Annotated in this window: 13 protein-coding genes; 8 read left to right on the forward strand and 5 right to left on the reverse strand. The window is 73.9% G+C overall.

All coding sequences use genetic code 11. From position 1 onward, the window contains the following. Positions 1-21: 21 nt before the first annotated feature. The gene (locus tag ACOJVX_RS05885; RefSeq protein WP_422647571.1) at positions 22-4,746 is read right to left on the reverse strand and encodes an Lhr family helicase; all 4,725 of its coding nucleotides are present in this window, start codon (positions 4,744-4,746) and stop codon (positions 22-24) included. 293 nt (positions 4,747-5,039) lie between these two features. Between ACOJVX_RS05885 and ACOJVX_RS05890 the strand changes: the two genes are divergently transcribed. Together ACOJVX_RS05890 and ACOJVX_RS05895 are read left to right on the forward strand one after the other, a co-directional pair. Continuing rightward, positions 5,040-6,905: an Hsp70 family protein gene (locus ACOJVX_RS05890; protein ID WP_422647310.1), complete on the forward strand. Its 1,866-nt coding sequence runs from the start codon at positions 5,040-5,042 to the stop codon at positions 6,903-6,905. Between the two features lie 262 nt (positions 6,906-7,167). Further along, positions 7,168-8,418 (forward strand): MFS transporter, encoded by a 1,251-nt coding sequence (locus ACOJVX_RS05895; RefSeq protein ID WP_422647311.1) that lies wholly within the window; start codon positions 7,168-7,170, stop codon positions 8,416-8,418. Between the two features lie 52 nt (positions 8,419-8,470). Here ACOJVX_RS05895 and ACOJVX_RS05900 read toward each other — a convergent pair whose 3' ends face one another. Beyond that, positions 8,471-8,599, reverse strand: coding sequence for a hypothetical protein (locus ACOJVX_RS05900; protein WP_269808353.1), 129 nt, complete (start codon positions 8,597-8,599; stop codon positions 8,471-8,473). Between the two features lie 107 nt (positions 8,600-8,706). On the opposite strand from ACOJVX_RS05900, the gene ACOJVX_RS05905 reads away from it, so the two are divergent. Further along, positions 8,707-8,901 carry a DUF3046 domain-containing protein gene (locus ACOJVX_RS05905; protein WP_026418285.1) on the forward strand — a complete coding sequence of 65 codons (195 nt, stop codon included), beginning with the start codon at positions 8,707-8,709 and terminating at the stop codon, positions 8,899-8,901. Positions 8,902-8,920: 19 nt separating this feature from the next. Here ACOJVX_RS05905 and ACOJVX_RS05910 read toward each other — a convergent pair whose 3' ends face one another. Continuing rightward, positions 8,921-9,643 carry a DUF4383 domain-containing protein gene (locus tag ACOJVX_RS05910; RefSeq protein ID WP_026418286.1) on the reverse strand — a complete coding sequence of 241 codons (723 nt, stop codon included), beginning with the start codon at positions 9,641-9,643 and terminating at the stop codon, positions 8,921-8,923. A gap of 488 nt (positions 9,644-10,131) precedes the next feature. On the opposite strand from ACOJVX_RS05910, the gene recA reads away from it, so the two are divergent. The 4 genes from recA to ACOJVX_RS05930 all read left to right on the forward strand — a co-directional run bounded on the left by recA (position 10,132) and on the right by ACOJVX_RS05930 (position 13,706). After that, a complete protein-coding gene (recA, locus tag ACOJVX_RS05915) occupies positions 10,132-11,175 on the forward strand; it encodes a recombinase RecA (protein ID WP_026418287.1) in 1,044 nt (347 codons plus the stop codon). A 2-nt stretch (positions 11,176-11,177) separates the two neighbouring features. Next, positions 11,178-11,753: a recombination regulator RecX gene (gene recX / locus ACOJVX_RS05920; protein WP_418153837.1), complete on the forward strand. Its 576-nt coding sequence runs from the start codon at positions 11,178-11,180 to the stop codon at positions 11,751-11,753. A 516-nt stretch (positions 11,754-12,269) separates the two neighbouring features. Beyond that, on the forward strand, positions 12,270-12,962 hold the full coding sequence (locus ACOJVX_RS05925) for an HAD family hydrolase (protein WP_026418289.1): 693 nt from the start codon (positions 12,270-12,272) through the stop codon (positions 12,960-12,962). Between the two features lie 216 nt (positions 12,963-13,178). Then, complete coding sequence (locus ACOJVX_RS05930; protein ID WP_418153839.1) at positions 13,179-13,706, forward strand: GNAT family N-acetyltransferase; 528 nt, start codon at positions 13,179-13,181, stop codon at positions 13,704-13,706. Between the two features lie 304 nt (positions 13,707-14,010). Here ACOJVX_RS05930 and eda read toward each other — a convergent pair whose 3' ends face one another. Both eda and edd read right to left on the reverse strand, forming a co-directional pair. Next, positions 14,011-14,649, reverse strand: a complete 639-nt coding sequence (gene eda, locus ACOJVX_RS05935) for a bifunctional 4-hydroxy-2-oxoglutarate aldolase/2-dehydro-3-deoxy-phosphogluconate aldolase (RefSeq protein ID WP_026418290.1) — start codon at positions 14,647-14,649, stop codon at positions 14,011-14,013. After that, entirely contained in the window at positions 14,646-16,544 is a 1,899-nt protein-coding gene (edd, locus tag ACOJVX_RS05940) for a phosphogluconate dehydratase (protein WP_418153840.1), read from the reverse strand. The genes eda and edd overlap by 4 nt, the downstream gene beginning before the upstream one ends. Before the next feature lie 495 nt (positions 16,545-17,039). On the opposite strand from edd, the gene ACOJVX_RS05945 reads away from it, so the two are divergent. Continuing rightward, positions 17,040-17,813, forward strand: a complete 774-nt coding sequence (locus tag ACOJVX_RS05945) for a class I SAM-dependent methyltransferase (RefSeq protein WP_030103897.1) — start codon at positions 17,040-17,042, stop codon at positions 17,811-17,813. The last annotated feature ends 20 nt before the right edge of the window (positions 17,814-17,833 follow it).

Consider the following 17,833-nt stretch of genomic DNA (forward strand, 5'->3'; position numbering starts at 1 on the left):
CCGGCGCGGAACGCCCGCCGGTCAGCCCCGCAACCGCATCCCCTGGGGCGTGGCCCGGAAACCGGCCTCCCCGAGGAGATCGGCGAGCCGGGTACCCCAGGGGGCCTCACCTCCCGCCCGTGACACGGTCACCTGGTCCAACCAGCCGGCGCGGACCGCCCCGGCCAGGCCACCCGCCGCGGCCCGCAGCGGGAACTCGTCCTCGGTGAAGGCCAACAGCGACCGCCCACCCCGCTCCAGGTAGAGCGTGGCCACCCCGTCGACGAGCACGACCAGGGCCCCGGCCTTGCGCCCTGGCCGGTGCCTGCCCTCCCCGACGACGGACGGCCACGGAAGAGCCGCGCCGTGCGGCTGCGCCGGGTCCGTGGCGGCGAGCACGACGACGGACCGGTCGGCGGGCTCCTCCCCGGCAGGACGGGAGAAGGAGCGCAACCGGTCGATGGCGCCGGGAACCGCGAACTGCGCCGCTCCCAGCCCTTCCACCACGTAACCCCGCCGGCACCGGCCCGCCTCCTCCATCGCGCGCAGCACCCGGTAGATGCCCCCGAAACCGCCCGGCATCCGCTCGGTGTCCAGCGCCCCCCTGGTCAGGACGCCATGGCGTTCCAACAGCACCTCCGCCCTCGCATGGGCCCGACGAGTCGGATCGGCCTCCCTGACCGGCACCGGTGCCCACCGGCCCCCCACCGAAGGGGGCCCCGAGCGGGAGGGCAGTCCGGGCCTGGCCGGCACCGAGGAGCCGGCCAGGCCGGCCCGGAGGGAGGCGTACCGGCCACGGGGAGCCCGTCGCCGCTGCCGGTGCCGGGCCCCGCCACCGGACACCAGGGCGCGCACCGGCGCCAGGGTGTCGTTGCCCACCAACCCCGCCCACACCAGGTCCCACAGGGCCGAGACCAGGGTGGCCTCGTCGGGCAGCGGTTCTCCCTCGGCGAGCAGGATCTCCGCCGCCCGGTCCGCCACCTGCCGGAAGAACAACCCGCCCCCCGACAGGGCGGACAGCAGCGCCCGGTGCGCCGGAGCGTCGGGCGGTTCCTCGGCGACCGGTGGCAACACCAGGTCCGCGATCTCAGTGGGTGCCAACGCGACCCAGCCGTCACCACCAGCCAACGCACCGGCGCCACACCACGTGACCTCGCCCGAGGCCGTCAGCTCGTCCAACAGGGCGGGGACGTAACCGGGCAGCCGCGCGGGCAGGATCAGGGACTCCACGGCGCTGGCCGGCACCGGCACCCCCGCCAGTTGCTCCACGACGGCCAGCACGTCCTCGGCGCCGGCTGGCCGCCGACCCGGTCGGCTGGAGATGCCGTGCCAGTGCGGGAGGAAGCGCCCCAACGCGGCCGGTTCCACCGGCTCGACCTCCGCGCGCAGCCGCGCCAGCGACGCCCTGCGCAACCGGCGGAGCACCTCAGCGTCGCAGTACTCGGTTGGTTGGCCGTAGCCGCCCGCGTCCGGCGGTTCGAGCGAGACCGGGCGCAGCTCGCCCCGCACCAGGCGGCCCGTGCCGACCAGGCGCTCCAACACCCCCGTCACCACCGCCACCCCCAGCCCGAACCGGGTCGCGGCCGCGAGCGCGGTGAACGGACCCCTGGTCCGCGCGTAGCGGGACAACAGGTCGCCGACCGGATCGGCCACCGGTTCGGTGAAGGCGGTCGGGATCCCGACGGGCAGCGCGACACCCAGGCCGTCCCGGAGGCGGCCCGCGTCCTCCACCGGGGCGAACCGTTCCTCCCCGGCGAGGCGCACCCGGATCACCCGCCGCTGCTCCTCCAACTCCCGCAGCCACTCGGGCCGGGCACCCCGGGCGGCGGCCTCCGCCTCCGTCAGGTCGCCCAACGCCCGCACCAGGTCGGCGGTCTGCTCGACGTCGCGCACGTGGCGGTCCGGCGCGGTGCGCGCCAGGGTCGCCTCGACCTCGGCCAGGACCTCCGGGTCCAGCAGCTCCCGGATCGCCTCCGACCCGAGGAGCTCCGCGAGCAGACCGGAGTCCAGGCTCAACGCGGCGGCGCGCCGGTCCGCCAGCGGGGCGTCCGTCTCGTACAGGAACATGCCGACGTACCCGAAGAGGAGGCTGCGGGCGAACGGCGACGCCGAGGGCGTCTCCACCTCCACGACCCGGATCCGCCGGTCGCGCACACCCGTCAGCAGATCGGTCAGCCCCGGCAGGTCGTAGACGTCCCGCAGGCACTCCCGCATGGTCTCCAGCACGACGGGGAACCGCTCGTACGCCGACGCCACCCCCAGCAGCTGGGCGGCCCGCTGGCGTTGCTGCCACAAGGGGGTGCGGCGACGGGGGTCACGGCGCGGCAGCAACAGCGACCGCGCGGCGCACTCCCGGAACCGGGCGGCGAACAGGGCCGAACCACTCACCTCCGTCCGGACGACGTCGTCGATCTCGGCCGGGTCGAACAGGACGTCCTCCGCGGTGGGCAGGACCTCGGCGCCGTCCTCGGTGACCGCGTCCACGACCCGGAGCACGATGCCGTCGTCGGAGTGCGCGATCTGGGCGTCCGTGCCGTACCTCTCCCGCAGTCGGGCGCCGATCGCCAGTGCCCAGGGCGCGTTGACCTGACCTCCGAAGGGGGAGTGCACCACCAGCTGCCAGTCGCCGAGCTCGGTGCGGAACCGTTCCACGACGACGGTGCGGTCGTCCGGTACGTGCCCGGTGGCCTCCCGCTGTTCACGGAGGTAGGCGAGCAGGTTGTCCACGGCCCACCCGTCCAGCCCCGCCTCGGTGGCCCGCCGCCTGGCCCCCACCTCTCCGGCCGCCCCGAGTTCCCGGACGAAGGAGCCGATCGCCCGCCCCAGCTCCAGGGGGCGACCGGGCGTGTCGCCCTTCCAGAACGGCATCCGGGCCGGCTGGCCCGGCGCGGGCACCACGATCACCCGGTCGTGGGTGATGTCCTCCACCCGCCACGCGGAGGTCCCGAGCAGGAACGTGTCGCCCACCCGGGACTCGTAGACCATCTCCTCGTCCAGTTCGCCCACCCTCGACCCGCTGCCGTCCTCGCTGGGCGGGGTGGTGACGGTGAACAGCCCCCGATCGGGGATCGTGCCGCCGGAGGTCACGGCCAGTCTCCCCGCGCCGGGCCGTCCCCGGAGCTCGCCGTGGACGCGGTCCCACACGATCCGCGGCCGCAACTCGCCGAACTCCTCGCTCGGGTACCGGCCGGCGAGCATGTCCAGCACGGCGTGCAGGGCGGAGTCCGGGAGCGCGGAGAACGGGGCGGCACGGCGCACCACACCGGCCAGCGCCTCGACGGTCCACGGCTCCATCGCCACCATCGCCACCACCTGCTGGGCCAGCACGTCCAGCGGGTTGCGCGGATACCGCAGAGCCTCGATCAGCCCCGCCCGCATCCGCTCGGCGACCACCGCGCACGAGACCAGGTCACCCCGGAACTTCGGGAACACCACGCCCTCGGAGACGGCCCCCACCTGGTGGCCGGCCCGCCCCACCCGCTGCATGCCGGACGCGACGCTCGGCGGCGCCTCCACCTGGACGACCAGATCGACGGCGCCCATGTCGATGCCCAACTCCAACGAGCTGGTGGCCACCACGCACGGCAGCCGCCCCGCCTTCAGGTCCTCCTCCACCCCGGCCCGCTGCTCCTTCGACATCGACCCGTGGTGCGCGCGGGCCACCGTCGGTGGTGCCCCGCCGGTGATCCCGGACCCGCCCACCGCCTCGGCGGGGAACACCGGGGTCGTGGGCTGGGGCTCGACCGGACCGCCCGCCTCCGCCGCGCGGTCCGCCGCGAGTTCGTTGAGCCGCGCCGTCAACCTCTCGGCGAGCCGTCGGGAGTTCGTGAACACGATCGTCGATCGGTGCTCCTCCACCAGGTCCAGGACCCGCCGTTCCACCGAGGGCCAGATGGAGGTGCCGCGGACCGGCCCCGCGGCCCGGACGTCACCGGCGCCGGGGTAGTCGTCCCCCAGCCCGGGAAAACCCTCCACCGGGCCGGCTTCCCCCGCCTCGGGGGTGGAGCGGCCAGCCGGGGCTGGTCCGCCGCCGTCGAGCTCGGTCATGTCGGCGACCGGCACCTCGACCGTCACCGTGATCCGTTTCGGGTCGCCGGGCGTGACCACCTGGACCGGCCGCCCGCCCGCCAGGAAGGCCGCCACCTCCTCGGTGGGCCGGACCGTCGCGGAGAGGCCGATGCGCTGCGCCGGTTCCGGGAGCAGCTCGTCGAGGCGTTCCAGGGACAGCGCCAGGTGGGCGCCGCGCTTCGAACCAGCCAGGGCGTGCACCTCGTCGAGGATGACCGTGGTGACGCCGCGCAGCGACTCCCGGGCCTGCGAGGTGAGCAGCAGGAACAGGGACTCCGGGGTGGTGACCAGCACGTCGGGGGGACGGCGCGCGAAGGCCCGCCGCTCCGCCTGCGGCGTGTCCCCGGTCCGGGTGCCCACCCTGATCTCCGGTGGGTCCTGACCCAACCGGCGGGCCGTCTGCCCGATCCCGGCCAGCGGGGTGCGCAGGTTGCGTTCCACGTCCACGGCCAGCGCCTTCAGCGGCGACACGTAGAGCACCCGGCAGGCCGCCCCCTCGTCGGCGGTGCCAGGCGAGGTGGCCAGCGTGTCCAATGCCCACAGGAAGGCGGCCAGGGTCTTCCCGGAACCGGTCGGGGCGACGACGAGCGTGTGCTCCCCCCGGGAGATCGCCGTCCACGCTTCCCGTTGCGCCGAGGTGGGGGTGGCGAACGCGGCGCGGAACCAGCCGGCCGTCGCCGGGGAGAAGACGTCCAGCACGTCCGCCCTCCCGCCCGGTCCGCCGCTGGCCCCCCGGGTCGTTCCGTCCTCGCCGTCGCGCACGCTGCCATCCTGACCGACCCGACCGACACCAGCACCCCTGGACCGGGGGTCCGGCGCGGGGAGCGGGCACGGCACCCGTGGAGCGCGAATCCCGGCCACCAGCCCCGGGGACGGCTCGTGACATGGCAGCATGAGCCCGATCCGTCCCCTGGTCGAGTGATCTCAGGGGGTGGGTGACCAGACGCGGACCAGCCCGCGCTGGACCGGCTGGAACCCCGAGGAGAGTCGCAGTGCGAGTCCTGTCCGTGGACCTCGGCACCTCGAACACGGTCGCCGTGCTCTCGGCGCACGGCCGGGAACCGAGGGTCGTCGAACTCGACGGTTCCGCCACCATGCCCTCCGCCGTGTACGCGGACGAGGACGGGGCACTCGTGGTCGGACGGGACGCCGAGCGCCGCGCCCGGCTCGACCCGGCCCGGTTCGAACCCAACCCCAAACGGCGGGTCGACGAGGGCACCCTCCTGCTGGGCACGACCGTCGTCACCGTCACCGACGCGTTGGCCGCGGTGCTGCGCAGGGTGGCGGAGGAGGCCAGCCGCCAACTCGGCGGGGAGGAGCTCGACGAGGTGCGGCTCACGCATCCGGCGAGGTGGGGCACCAACCGGCGGACGGTGTTGCTCTCGGCGGCCCGGCTCGCCGGCTTCACGTGCCGGCTGGTGCTGGTCCCGGAGCCCGTGGCCGCCGCCGCGCACTTCACCTCGTTCCCCGGTCGTTCGCTCGCATCGGGGCAGGCGCTCGCCGTCTACGACCTGGGGGCGGGGACCTTCGACTGCGCGGTGGTGGCGGCGACCGAGGACGGGTTCGTCGTCCTCGCCGAGAACGGGCTGCCCAACCTCGGTGGTCTCGACGTGGACCAGGTGCTGCTCGACCACGTCGGGAGCCAGGTCTCCCATCAGGAACCGGCGCGGTGGCAGCGGCTGCTGCGCCCCGGGACGACGTCCGACCGACGAGCCCAGCGGATGCTCCGGGAGGACGTCCGGGCGGCGAAGGAGGCGCTGTCGCGGCATTCCCAGACCGAGGTCCCGCTCCCGGAGCCCTTCCCGGACGTCCTCGTCACCAGGGCGGAACTCGACGCGTTGATGCGGGCCAACCTCCTGCGCAGCGCGACCGTGCTCGTCGACACCGTGACAGCCAGCGGGCACACCGCCGGTGAGCTCGCCGGGATCTACCTGGTCGGAGGATCCAGCCGTATCCCGCTCGTCGCCACCCTCATCACCGAGTGGACCGGCGTCCTGCCGGTCAGCCTCGACCAGCCGGAGACAGCCGTCGCCCTCGGTGCCCGGGACGTGCCGGGCACCGAGGCACCAGCCCTCCGCGTCCGCCCCGCCGGGCAGGCCTCCGCGCCCCCACCCGTCGCCCCACCCGCCAGCACGGGTCTCCCGACCGCTCCCCACCCGGCCCCGGGACTGGGCCCGCCCACCGGTGGCTTCCCCGTCCCACCGCCGGCCGGTCCCGTCGGTCCCGTCGGGCCGGGACTCCCCGGGCCGCCCCCTCCGTTGGGCGCACCACCGCCCCCGAGACGTCGTGGCCGGGGCACCGTCCTCCTCGCGCTGGGTGCCGTGGTGGCCGTGGTCGGCGGAGCCACCGCCGCCGTCGTCCTCACCAGGGGCGAGGACCTGCCCTCGGCCGCCGACTGCCACCAGCCCGGTCCCGTTGACGACGACGGGTTCACCGAGTGCATGCGCCAACTGGCGGGCTCCGTACCCGACGACCACCCGGGCCGGTGCGAACCCGGGAGCGGGACCGACGAGGGCCAGCCGGACGGGGTCCTGGTGACCTGCCGGTTCGCCGAGGGGACGCGGAGCCACACCCTCGCCTACAACCACGCGCCCTCCACCGAGGACGCCGAGAACACCGCCACGCTCTGGCTCGGCGGCTCCGACGGGGACCTGGTCCAGGCGGACTGGACGGGCAACGGCCTGAGCGGGCGCTACCGGGCCACCGTCGAGGAGTCGGTCGGTCGGCTCGTGTTCACCGTCGACGACCGCCCGGTGGTCGGTGTGCTGCTCACCTCCAGCGCCGACCCGGGAACACTGTCGGCGGACGTGCTCGCCGACTACTTCGAGGACCACGTTCAACCAGGGTTGGAGCCCTGACCCGCCGGTCCGCCGGCAGTGGTCCCCACCATCGACGGTCGTGGTCGCTCGGAGTAGTCGCCGCCGCTCCGGGTGATCCCTCGGCTGGCCCCACCGCTTCGCACAGCCGGACGTGTTCCCAGCTCACGGCCGCTGACACGATCGAGTAGTACCACCTCATCCCCCGGGTGCGGTCGGTAGTCGTGTGTCGGTCGATGGCGGGTGGTGCGGGCTGATGAGCTGTCATCAGGGTTTTTCGCTCGGCGGCGACGAAGGAGGAGCCGTGCCCGCCGATCGGCGGATTCTGGTCGTGCTCGTGGTCACCCAGATCCTCTCCGGGGTCGGGGTCGCCATCGGGGTGACCACGAGTGGCGTCGCCACGCTGCGGCTCGCCGAGTCCGAGGCGTTGGCGGGGCTGGCGCAGGCCACCACCCTGCTGGGGGCAGCGCTCATCGCGTTGCCGTTGGGGCGGATGGCGACGCGGCGCGGACGCCGGTGGTCGCTGTCCACCGGGTACGGGGTGGGAACGCTCGGGGCGGTGGTGGCCGCGCTCGCCGTCGGAGTGGGCAGTTGGCCGCTCCTGGTGGGGGCCATGCTCCTGCTCGGGGCGGGAACGGCGGCGAACTTCGCCGCCCGCTACGCGGTCGTCGACCCCGGCGGTACCGCGTCACCCGGCAGCGGAGGTCGGCGACTGTCCGTCATGGTCTTCGCGACCGCGGGCGGCGTGGTGGTGGGACCCAACCTCGCCGTCCTCGGCGAGAACGCGGCCGCCGCCGGCGGCCTGCCCAGTGACGCCGGCCCCTTCCTGCTGGTCGCCGTGACCTTCGCCCTGGCGGGGCTCGGAGTGCTCCGCTGGCTGCGGCCCGACTCCCTCCCGGCGGGGGTGCGTCCCCTACCCGAGGGTGGGGGACAGGGGAGCGGAGGGGTGCGCGTCAGCTCGCGGCCACGCGCGGCGGACTGGGTGGTCGAGCTCCGGAGGCTGCCCACCGAAGGGTTGTTGGCCCTCGGCGCCGTCGTCGCGGCGCACGGCGCGATGACCGCGATGATGACGATGACCCCGGTGCACCTCTACCACGGCGGTGCCTCCCTGAGCGGGGTCGGAGCGGTGTTGAGCTCCCACTTCCTGGGGATGTACGCGTTCAGCCCGCTCTTCGGCTGGCTGGTGGACCGGCACGGCGCGGTGCCGGTGCTGGGGCTGGGGGCGGCGATGCTGGTCGCCGGGGTGGGCCTGTCGGGCATGGCACCGGACCACGAGGCGCCCCAGCTCGCGGCGGGGCTGACCGTGCTCGGGATGGGCTGGTCGGCGCTGCTGGTGTCGGCGTCGCTCGCGCTGACCCAGGCCACCAGGCGCGAGTTCCGCCCCCTGCTCCAGGGGCTGTCCGACACGATGATGAACATGTCGGGGGTGGTGGGCGCTGTCGTCGCGGGTCTGGTCGTGAGCACGGCGTCCTTCGCGATGCTCGGCGTCCTCGTCGGGATCGCCACGCTGCCGCTGCTGGTCACGGCCGTCGTCGTCTCGTTGCGGCACACCTGAGGCTCGGTGGCGCGCCACACCCGGCGTTGGGGGTGGGATCCCCGGCGGTGGGTCAGCGCTTGCGCTGCTGCCACCACCACCGGGCGGCGAGCGTGATCGAGGTGACGAGCGCCCCGATGAGGAGCAACTGCGTCACCGGAGAGGACAGGCCGGTCGGGTCTCCCTGGAACAGTGCCAACACGGCCTCCAGGCTAGCCGCCGCCGGGCGGGAAGTCAGATCCGTCGTGTTCGTCCGGTCCGTCACCCGGTCCCGGGGGGAGGACCTGGCCCGGCGGTAACCTGGGCTGGATGAGACACACCGTCTTCCGCAGGCAGATGGCCGAGGAGTTCGGCCGGATCCGTGCCGAGATGCTGGCCCGCGACCACGTCCTGTCGGCCCTCGGGGGCCGCACCGTCGACGACGCGCTCGAAGCCGGCGTCAACCCCCGTGAGGCGTGGCGGGCGGTGTGCGACGCCTTCGACGTGCCGCCGGAGCGCCGTTGACCGCTCCGGCGGACCTCCGTCAGGTCAGCCCGGCCCGGTGTCGGCCGGTGCGGTGCGGCCCGTATCGGAGCAACCGCTGCCGTTCGACCCGTTCGTGTTCGAGGTAGTGCGAGTAGGCCTCCCGTCGGGCCTCCTCGGCCCGGTGCCGCGAGTCCTCGCGCACCATCGCCTCCTGCTCGGGGGAGGCGTGCCCGTTGGCCAGGGCGGCCTCGGCCCTGGCGATCTCGTCGATCTGGGCGAGGCGGTGGCGATCGGCCGCGATCTCGCTCGAGTGGTCGGCGTTCGGCGGCTCGTGGTGGCGGGCGCGGACGTACGGGTTGTCCTCGGGGAGACCGCCGCTGAGCCGACCGTAGAGCCCGAGCGAGAGCAGCAGGATCCCGCACACGACGCTGAAGAGGACGTTCGGGATCTTGAACGCCAGCAGGTTCAGCGAGGTGTTGAGCACCGCCAGGTTCAACAGCCCGGACAGCAGGAACAGGGCCCCGATGACCGCCGTGGTCGTGGACGCCACCGCTCCGCCGCGCACCGCGGCGCCGATGAGCACGGCGCCCACCACGAGGGAGATCAGCGACAACAGCCCGTTGTTGGACAGTCCCAGGAAGTCCTGGCCCTCCGTGGTGAACAGCGGTAGTCGGTTCACCAGGCCGAGGACACCGAACACGATGATCACCACTCCGACGAGCGCGGCTCCGAGCCGGTACACCTTGCTCAGGGGGTGGTTGGCCGGAAGGTACTGGCTCATTCTCACGGCGGCCTCCTCATGACGTGCGCGGACAGCGCCAGGCAGTGGTGGCTGCCCCCAGTGTCCGCCCGTCCGGGTGACGACGCATCCCGTGGGGGACGCGAGCGGGAGGCGGTGGCCGGCCGAGCGCACCGGGCCGGCGGGTTCGGGAGCGGCGGCGCGGTCCACGATCACTCGATGGCGTGTTCCTGTGGTTGATCGAACACCTGTTCGGCTAGGCTGGGCCGTGCTGGTCGGGCCGCTCGCCTCCACCGCGACCGTCACGGTTGTCGGACCCGGGAGCTAGCGTGGAACCCGCTCGGCCGCCGCTCGGCGCGACGCGGAGCGGAGCCGTCCAGCCGACCGCTGACCCATCCTGGCCGCCGACCGGCGGACAGCGGCGGCGCCAGCCTGGGACACGCCAGCCGGAAGCACGGAGGTTGGTTCCGGCAGCCGTGGCACGCCCCCAAGACGACCCCACGCACGACTCGACCCGAGGTGGATTCCCGATGGCACCAGCAGCACCCGACAGGGAGAAGGCGCTCGAGCTGGCCCTGGCGCAGATCGACAAGCAGTTCGGCAAGGGGTCGGTGATGCGTCTCGGGGACGAGGGCCGGGCCCCGATGGAGGTCATCCCCACCGGTTCCATCGCCCTCGACGTCGCCCTCGGCATCGGCGGCCTGCCCCGGGGCAGGGTCGTCGAGATCTACGGCCCGGAGAGCTCCGGTAAGACCACGGTCGCCCTGCACTCGGTGGCCAACGCCCAGCGGGCCGGCGGGGTCGCGGCCTTCATCGACGCCGAGCACGCCCTCGACCCCGAGTACGCCAAGGCCCTCGGCGTCGACACCGACTCGCTGCTGGTGTCCCAGCCGGACACCGGCGAGCAGGCGCTGGAGATCGCGGACATGCTGATCCGCTCCGGCGCGTTGGACATCCTGGTCATCGACTCGGTCGCGGCCCTGGTCCCCCGCGCCGAGATCGAGGGCGAGATGGGGGACAGCCACGTCGGCCTCCAGGCGCGCCTGATGAGCCAGGCCCTGCGGAAGTTGACCTCCGCGCTGCACACCGCCAAGACCACCGCCATCTTCATCAACCAGCTCCGGGAGAAGGTCGGCGTGATGTTCGGCTCCCCGGAGACCACCACCGGTGGGCGGGCGTTGAAGTTCTACTCCTCCGTCCGGTTGGACGTCCGGCGGATCGAGACCCTCAAGGACGGGTCCGACGCGGTCGGCAACCGCACCCGGGTCAAGGTCGTGAAGAACAAGGTCGCGCCTCCGTTCAAGCAGGCCGAGTTCGACATCCTCTACGGGCACGGCATCAGCCGGGAGGGCTCGCTCATCGACATGGGGGTGGAGCACGGCATCCTGCGGAAGTCGGGGGCCTGGTACACCTACGAGGGTGACCAGCTCGGCCAGGGCAAGGAGAACGCCCGCCGGTATCTGCGGGAGAACGGTGACGTCGCCAACGAGCTGGAGAAGCGCATCAAGGAGAAGCTGGGGATCGGTCCCAAGCTCGACGACCCTGAGGAAGCCCCCGTCTCGGCCGACTTCTGAGCATGGGTGGCCCCACGGTCGGCGGTCCCGACGCCGCTGACGAACCACCTACCGATCGCCAGGCCGAACCTCCCCCGGACGAGTCCCAGGCGCGGGAACTCTGCCTCCGGTTGCTCACGTCCAGACCGCACAGCAAGGCCGAGCTCAGGAGCCGGCTCCTCCGGCGTGCCGTGCCGGAGGAGGTCGCGGACGCTGTCCTGGACAGGTTCGACGAGGTTGGCCTGGTGGACGACGCGGCCTTCGCCGAAGCCTGGGTGCACTCCCGGCACACCCAACGCGGGTTGGGCCGGCGGGCACTGCTCAGCGAGTTGCGGCGCAAGGGGGTCAACCCCGAGGTCGCCGAGGAGGCGCTGGTCACCGTGGACGGCGAGGCGGAGGAGGAGCGCGCCCGCCAGCTGGTGCGTCGGAAGATGCGATCCACGGGGGGCGTCGACGTCCAGGCCCGGGTCCGGAGGTTGGTCGGGATGCTGGCCAGGAAGGGCTACTCCCAGGGGCTGGCCTTCCGCGTGGTGCGCGAGGAGCTGGCTGAGGAGGGAACGGAGGAGGAGGCGCTCGACGAGCTGCGTGACCGCTTCTGATCGCCGCTCGTCCGGCTCCGCCCGGTGCTCCCGTCGTCCCGAGCACGGGCCACGAGGCCATGCCCCCGCTGCCGGGCATTTCCGGGCACGGCCAGCGGGCCGGCCAGGGCCGACGCGGCGGACGTCCCCCTCGTGGCTCGGCCTGGCCGGCGGCTCCGCGCCGTCGGAATTCGGCGACGGCGAGAACACCGGCCCGGGGGCGGCGAGCCGGACCGGTGGCGCTGCCCGCCGGCCGTCCCGGTGCCCTCCCCGGAGCCGGACGCGCCGAGCTCCGGTGACCGAGCGAGACGTGCCAGGCCGGCGGCCCGGACGAGCGGGCAGCCAGCTGCCTGGGTCGGGGCCGCCGGCGGGCGCTGTGAGACCGAACACCGGAACTGCTGGGGAGGGCCCGCGACCTGGCAGCGGCGCCGGCCAGCCCGGTAGCGTGCGGCCCGGCGCGTGGAACGCGGCTGGAACGCGCCTCGGCCGGGTCGCGTTCCGGGACAGCAGCAGGACGACGCCACGAGGAGGGCGGCAGTGACGCGGACGGTGGAGACGACCGGCACCCGGCACATCGTGTGGGACTGGAACGGCACCCTGCTCGACGACAACCACGCGGTGATGGCCGGCGTCAACGCGGTCTGCCGGCTCTACGGCCGGGACGAGATCGAACTGGACTACTGGCGTGACGTCTTCTCCCGGCCCCTCCAGGAGTGCTACGCGCGTCTGCTCGGTCGTGAGCTGTCGCCGGTGGAGTGGGCGGAACTCGACGCCCTCTACCACCGCTCCTACGACGAGTTGCTGCACACCTGCGAACTCGGTGCCGGAGCCCGGGACGTGCTCCGGTCCTGGGGTGACGCCGGGCGGAGCCAGTCGCTGCTGTCCATGTGGTTCCACACCGACCTGGTCCCGCTGATCACGAAGCTGGGGCTGGTCGAGCACTTCAGCCGGGTCGACGGGCTGCGGGTCGACGTCGGCGGCGGTTCGAAGGCCGAACACCTCGAACGCCACCTGCGGGAACTCGACCTGCCGCCTTCCGAGGTGGTGCTCGTCGGCGACGTCCTGGACGACGCGGCGGCCGCCGGGCAGGTGGGAACGGGGTGCGTGCTCGTGACCACCGGGATGACGGCGCCCGACCGGCTCCTGGCCACCGGCTACCCGGTCGCCGACACACTGGCGGAGGCCGCCGCGCTCGCGCGTACCCCGGGCGTGCGGCTCGTCCCCAGCTGAGCCGGCGGGGGAGGCCACCGAGAGCCGAGCGCTCGGCCAGCACCCTTCGCGACCTCTCCCTACCGGGAAACCGGGTGCGCGTTCCGCGATCTCCCGGCTACCGTCCTACCGGCCCGGGTGCCCCGCGCAGCGCCGGTCCGGCTCCCCGTGGTGCCACCCCTGACGCCAGCCGTCTCCCGACGGCACGCGTCCCCGAGAGGAGATGGGTGATCCCTGGTGGAAGCCGCACCGGTGGCCAGCGCGATCCGCGCCCCGCGCCTCGACCTGGAACCGCTCGCCGGCCGCCACGCGGACGAGCTGGCCGAGGCGCTCGCCGACGACCGGCTGCACGAGTACACCGGGGGACAGCCCGCCGACGCCGCTCGGTGGCGACAACGGTGCCTCCGGATGAACGCCGGGCCGGAGGAACCGGGGGAGGCCTGGTGCAACTGGGCGGCCCGCCACCGGGCCACCGGGCGGATCGTCGGGTGGGCGCCGGCGACGGTGCGGTGGGAGACGGGTGGACCGGCGACCGCGCTGCTCGCCTGGACCACCGCCGTCCCCTGGCAGGGCCGGGGGCTGGCCACCGAGGCCGCCCGCGCGATGACCCGCTGGCTCGCCCGGCAGGGGGTGCGGCGCTTCTCCGCGACGATCCACCCCGCCCACCGCGCCTCCGAACGGGTGGCGATGGCGGCCGGTCTCACCCCCACCGAGGATGTCGTCGACGGTGAACGGGTGTGGACGGGGGCGGCGGAAGTCGACTGACCAGGGCTCCGGCGGGCGGGCACCGTCACCTGTCCTCGCGTCCGAACCAGGAGGCCGACCCGGAGGCGCCGGCGACGGTCAGCCGCCGCGAGCACGTCCGGCACCTGACCACGAGCGCGAGGACGGCCCGGCACGGTCGGGCGCGTTCCGCGCCCGGACCCCCGTTGCGGGGCGGCCACCCCAACGGCCCGCGAGGTCCTGCCGGAGCCGGGGCGTCACCAGGGGCGTGGGCGTCCCAGCTCCGTACCACCGGACCCGGAGGCGGTGCGGGTCCGGTGGTCGGTTCCGTTCGTTCGTCGCCCGTCTAGGCGGTGCGCAGGCTGGCCGCGGCCCTGGCGAGGTCGGCGACGCCAGTCCAGTCGCCGGCGGCCAGCAGGTCCCTGGGCGTCAACCAGGAGCCTCCGACACACCCGACGTTGGGGAGGGCGAGGTAGTCGGCGGCCGTCCGCGTCGTGATGCCCCCGGTGGGGCAGAAGCGGAGTTCCGGGAGCGGCCCACCGAGGGACTTCAGGTAGGCGGCACCGCCGGCCGCCTCCGCCGGGAAGAACTTCATCGCCCGGTGCCCACGTTCCGCGAGACGGAGGGCCTCCGACACGGTGCTCACCCCCGCGAGGAAGGGCAGCCCGGTGTCCTCGACGGCGTCGAGCAACCGTTCGGTGCCGCCGGGCGTGACGAGGAACCCGGCGCCCGACTCGGCGGCGAGCCGAGCCTGCTCCGGCGTGGTGACGGTGCCGACTCCGAGGGCGATCTCGGGTACCTCGTCGGCGATCCGCCGCACGCCCTCCAGCGCCGCCGGGGTGCGCAGCGTCAGCTCGATGACCGGCAACCCGCCCGCGAGCAGCGCGCGGGCCAGGGGAACGGCGTGCTCCACATCCTCGAGCACCACGACGGGGACGACGGGCGCGACGGTCAGCAGGTCGGTCGCGGTGCCGGGCTGGCTCACTGGTGTGCCTCCACTTCGCTCGGAGCGGGGCTGGCCGCCTCCGCTCCCCACGGCGCGAAGACGCTCGCGCCGTGCTCGGCCTGGCCCACGGAACCCCGCAACGCGCCGAACAGTTCCCGTCCGGTGCCGGCCCATTCTGCCTGGGTCGGCGGCAGGTCGGTGACGGCCCTGGCCGCCAGCTCCTCGTCGGGGACGAGGACTTCGAGGCTGCCTCGTTCGCTGTCCACCCGCACCAGGTCACCGTCCCGGATCCGACCGAGCGGACCGCCGACGGCGGCCTCCGGGGACACCTGGATGGCGGCCGGGACCTTCCCGGAGGCACCGGACATGCGGCCGTCGGTGACCAGGGCGACCCGGTGGCCGTGGTCGAGCAGCGACCCGAGCGCGGGGGTCAGGCCGTGCAGTTCGGGCATGCCCTTGGCCCTCGGACCCTGGTTGGGCAGGACGGCCACCAGGTCGGTGTTGAGTTCGCCCGCGCGGAACGCCGAGGTGAACGCCTCCTGGCTGGCGAAGACCCTGGCCGGGGCGATGACGGTGCGGTGTTCGTCCGCCACGGCGGACACCTTGATGACGGCCCGACCGAGGTTGCCGCGCAGCACGCGGAGGCCTCCGTCGCCGGCGAAGGGATCCGTCGCCGGGCGGAGCACCTCGGGGTCCAGGCTGGTGTCGGTGCCGTCCCGCCAGACGAGTTCGCCGTCGACGAGGAACGGTTCCTGGCGGTAGCGCTCGAGGCCGTGCCCGGCCACGGTGGGAACGTCGGCGTGGAGCAGACCGGCCGCGAGGAGTTCGCGCACGAGGAAGGGGACGCCGCCCGCCGCGCTGAAGTGGTTGATGTCGGCCGGACCGTTGGGGTAGACCCGGGCGAGCAGCGGGACCACGGAGGACAGCTCGTCGAAGTCGTCCCAGGTGAGGGTGATCCCCGCGGCCGCCGCCATGGCGACCAGGTGCATGGTGTGGTTGGTGGACCCGCCCGTCGCCAGCAGGGCCACGACGCCGTTGACGATCGTGCGTTCGTTGACGACCTCGGCCATCGGTGTGTACTCGTCGCCCAGGGCGCTGAGCGCGACGGCGCGCCGGCCCGCGTACTCGGTCAGCGCCTGTCGCAGGGGGGTGCCGGGCTGCACGAAGCTGGACCCCGGGAGGTGGAGGCCCATGACCTCCATGAGCAGCTGGTTGGAGTTCGCGGTGCCGTAGAAGGTGCAGGTGCCGGGCGAGTGGTAGGACGCTGCCTCGGCGGCCAGCAGGTCATCGCGGCTGGCCTGCCCCTCCGCGTAGAGCTGGCGGACCCGTGCCTTCTCCTTGTTCGGGAGCCCGGAGGGCATGGGGCCCGCCGGTACCAGGATCACCGGCAGGTGTCCGAAGGACAACGCCCCGATGACCAGACCGGGGACGATCTTGTCGCACACCCCCAACAGCAGAGCGGCGTCGAACATGTCGTGGGAGAGCGCGATGCCGGTCGACATCGCGATGACGTCCCGACTGAACAGCGACAGCTCCATGCCGTCCCTGCCCTGGGTGATGCCGTCGCACATGGCCGGCACCCCACCGGCGAACTGCGCCACCCCGCCGGCCTGGCGCACCGAGTCCTTGATCCACGCGGGGAACTCGTCCAGGGGCTGGTGGGCCGAGAGCATGTCGTTGTAGGCCGACACGATCGCCACGCCGGGCTTGACCGCACCGCGCAACGCCAGCAGGTCCGAGCCCGAGCACGCGGCGAAGCCGTGTGCCAGGTTGCTGCACGGCAACCCCATCCTGACCGGGCCCTGGCTCGCGGCCGCCCGCGTTCGGGCCAGGTAGGCGGCCCGGGACTGGCTGCTGCGTTCGACGATGCGGCGGGTCACCGCGGCGACCACGGGATGCGGAGTGGTGGTCCGATCGGCGGCTGCGCTGTCCACGCTGCTGGCTCCTTCTCCTAGTCGACGGCCACCCGTCCGACGTGGGCGCCCGCGTCGCTGAATTCGGGTGCAGCGTATGCGAAAGAAGCTCGGGAATCCATTATCGATCCAGGAATCGATTCAGAACCCGAATGGTTGATAACCGGGATCGGGCAGGTCAGGCTGGGTGGCGGTGCTCGTCCCCGGCCCGGTGTGCGTGCCGCGCCACCGCGAGGCCAGGAGGGGGTGAGTGCCGAGCCAGCCGCCCTGGCCCGGTGAGCGAGGCGCTCGGTCGCCGTCTCGTCCGGATCGTCGCGCGCGCACCCGCCTGCCGAGGGGATCACCCCGGCTGGGGTGGTGGTGCCGGCGCCCGAGCCGGCGACCGGGGGACGAACGCCGTACCGGGGAGCACGTCGCCGCGGCCGGGGTAGCTCGCGGGCTTCGGGGGCCAGCGGACTCCGGACCGCGCGGTGGGAACCCGATCCCGACGGGCGGACGGGGGCCTAGGGTGGCGGAATGCCCGACACCGCCTGGAACGCCGCCCTCTACGACGAGCGGCACGGGTTCGTCTCCTCTCACGGGAGGGAGCTGCTCGACCTGGTGGACCCCCAGCCGGGCGAGCACGTCCTCGACGTCGGCTGCGGTACGGGTGACCACGTCGCCGCGTTGAGCGGGCGGGGAGCGCACGCGGTCGGTCTCGACAGCAGCCCCGAGATGGTCGGGCGTGCCAGGCGCAAGTACCCGGCCCTCCACTTCGTCACCGGGGACCTGCTCGGCGTCCGGCCCGAGGACCTCGCCCCGTTGCCGGGCTCCGGAGCGGACGCGATCCTGAGCAACGCCACCCTGCACTGGATTCCCCAGGCCCCCCAGGCCGCGGCGGCGTTGTTCCGACTGCTGCGCCCGGCGGGACGGCTGGTGGCCGAGCTCGGAGGCGCCGGCAACGTCGCCACCATCGTGTCCGAGGCGGAACGCCTCCGCGCCGACGAACGACTGCCGCCCGCCGACTCCCCCTGGTACTTCCCCACGCTCGCGGGGTGGGCCCTCGTGCTGGAGACGGCCGGCTTCGAGGTCAGGGCCGCCTGGCACTTCGAGCGACCGACCCCCCTCGACGGGGACGACGGGCTCGCCACCTGGGTCCGCATGTTCGGCGGCCACCTGCTCGCCGGCGTGCCCGATCCCGACGCGTTCCTCCACGCCCTCCAGGGCCGCCTGCGGGGCACTCTGGGCCGCGAGGGCCGCTGGTACGCCGACTACCGGCGGCTGCGGGTGGTCGCGGTGCGCCCCTCCTGACCGCCATCCGCCGACGAGCG

This window comes from Actinoalloteichus caeruleus, from assembly GCF_049311605.1.
Taxonomy (GTDB): Bacteria; Actinomycetota; Actinomycetes; order Mycobacteriales; family Pseudonocardiaceae; genus Actinoalloteichus_B; species Actinoalloteichus_B caeruleus.

Bases quoted from the DNA above. Each gene is read 5' to 3' on its own strand.
- recX (WP_418153837.1), top strand. From the start codon at position 11,178: ATGGGTGGCCCCACGGTCGGCGGTCCCGACGCCGCTGACGAACCACCT.
- ACOJVX_RS05910 (WP_026418286.1), bottom strand. From the start codon at position 9,643: ATGAGCCAGTACCTTCCGGCCAACCACCCCCTGAGCAAGGTGTACCGG.
- recA (WP_026418287.1), top strand. From the start codon at position 10,132: ATGGCACCAGCAGCACCCGACAGGGAGAAGGCGCTCGAGCTGGCCCTG.
- ACOJVX_RS05945 (WP_030103897.1), top strand. From the start codon at position 17,040: ATGCCCGACACCGCCTGGAACGCCGCCCTCTACGACGAGCGGCACGGG.
- ACOJVX_RS05905 (WP_026418285.1), top strand. From the start codon at position 8,707: ATGAGACACACCGTCTTCCGCAGGCAGATGGCCGAGGAGTTCGGCCGG.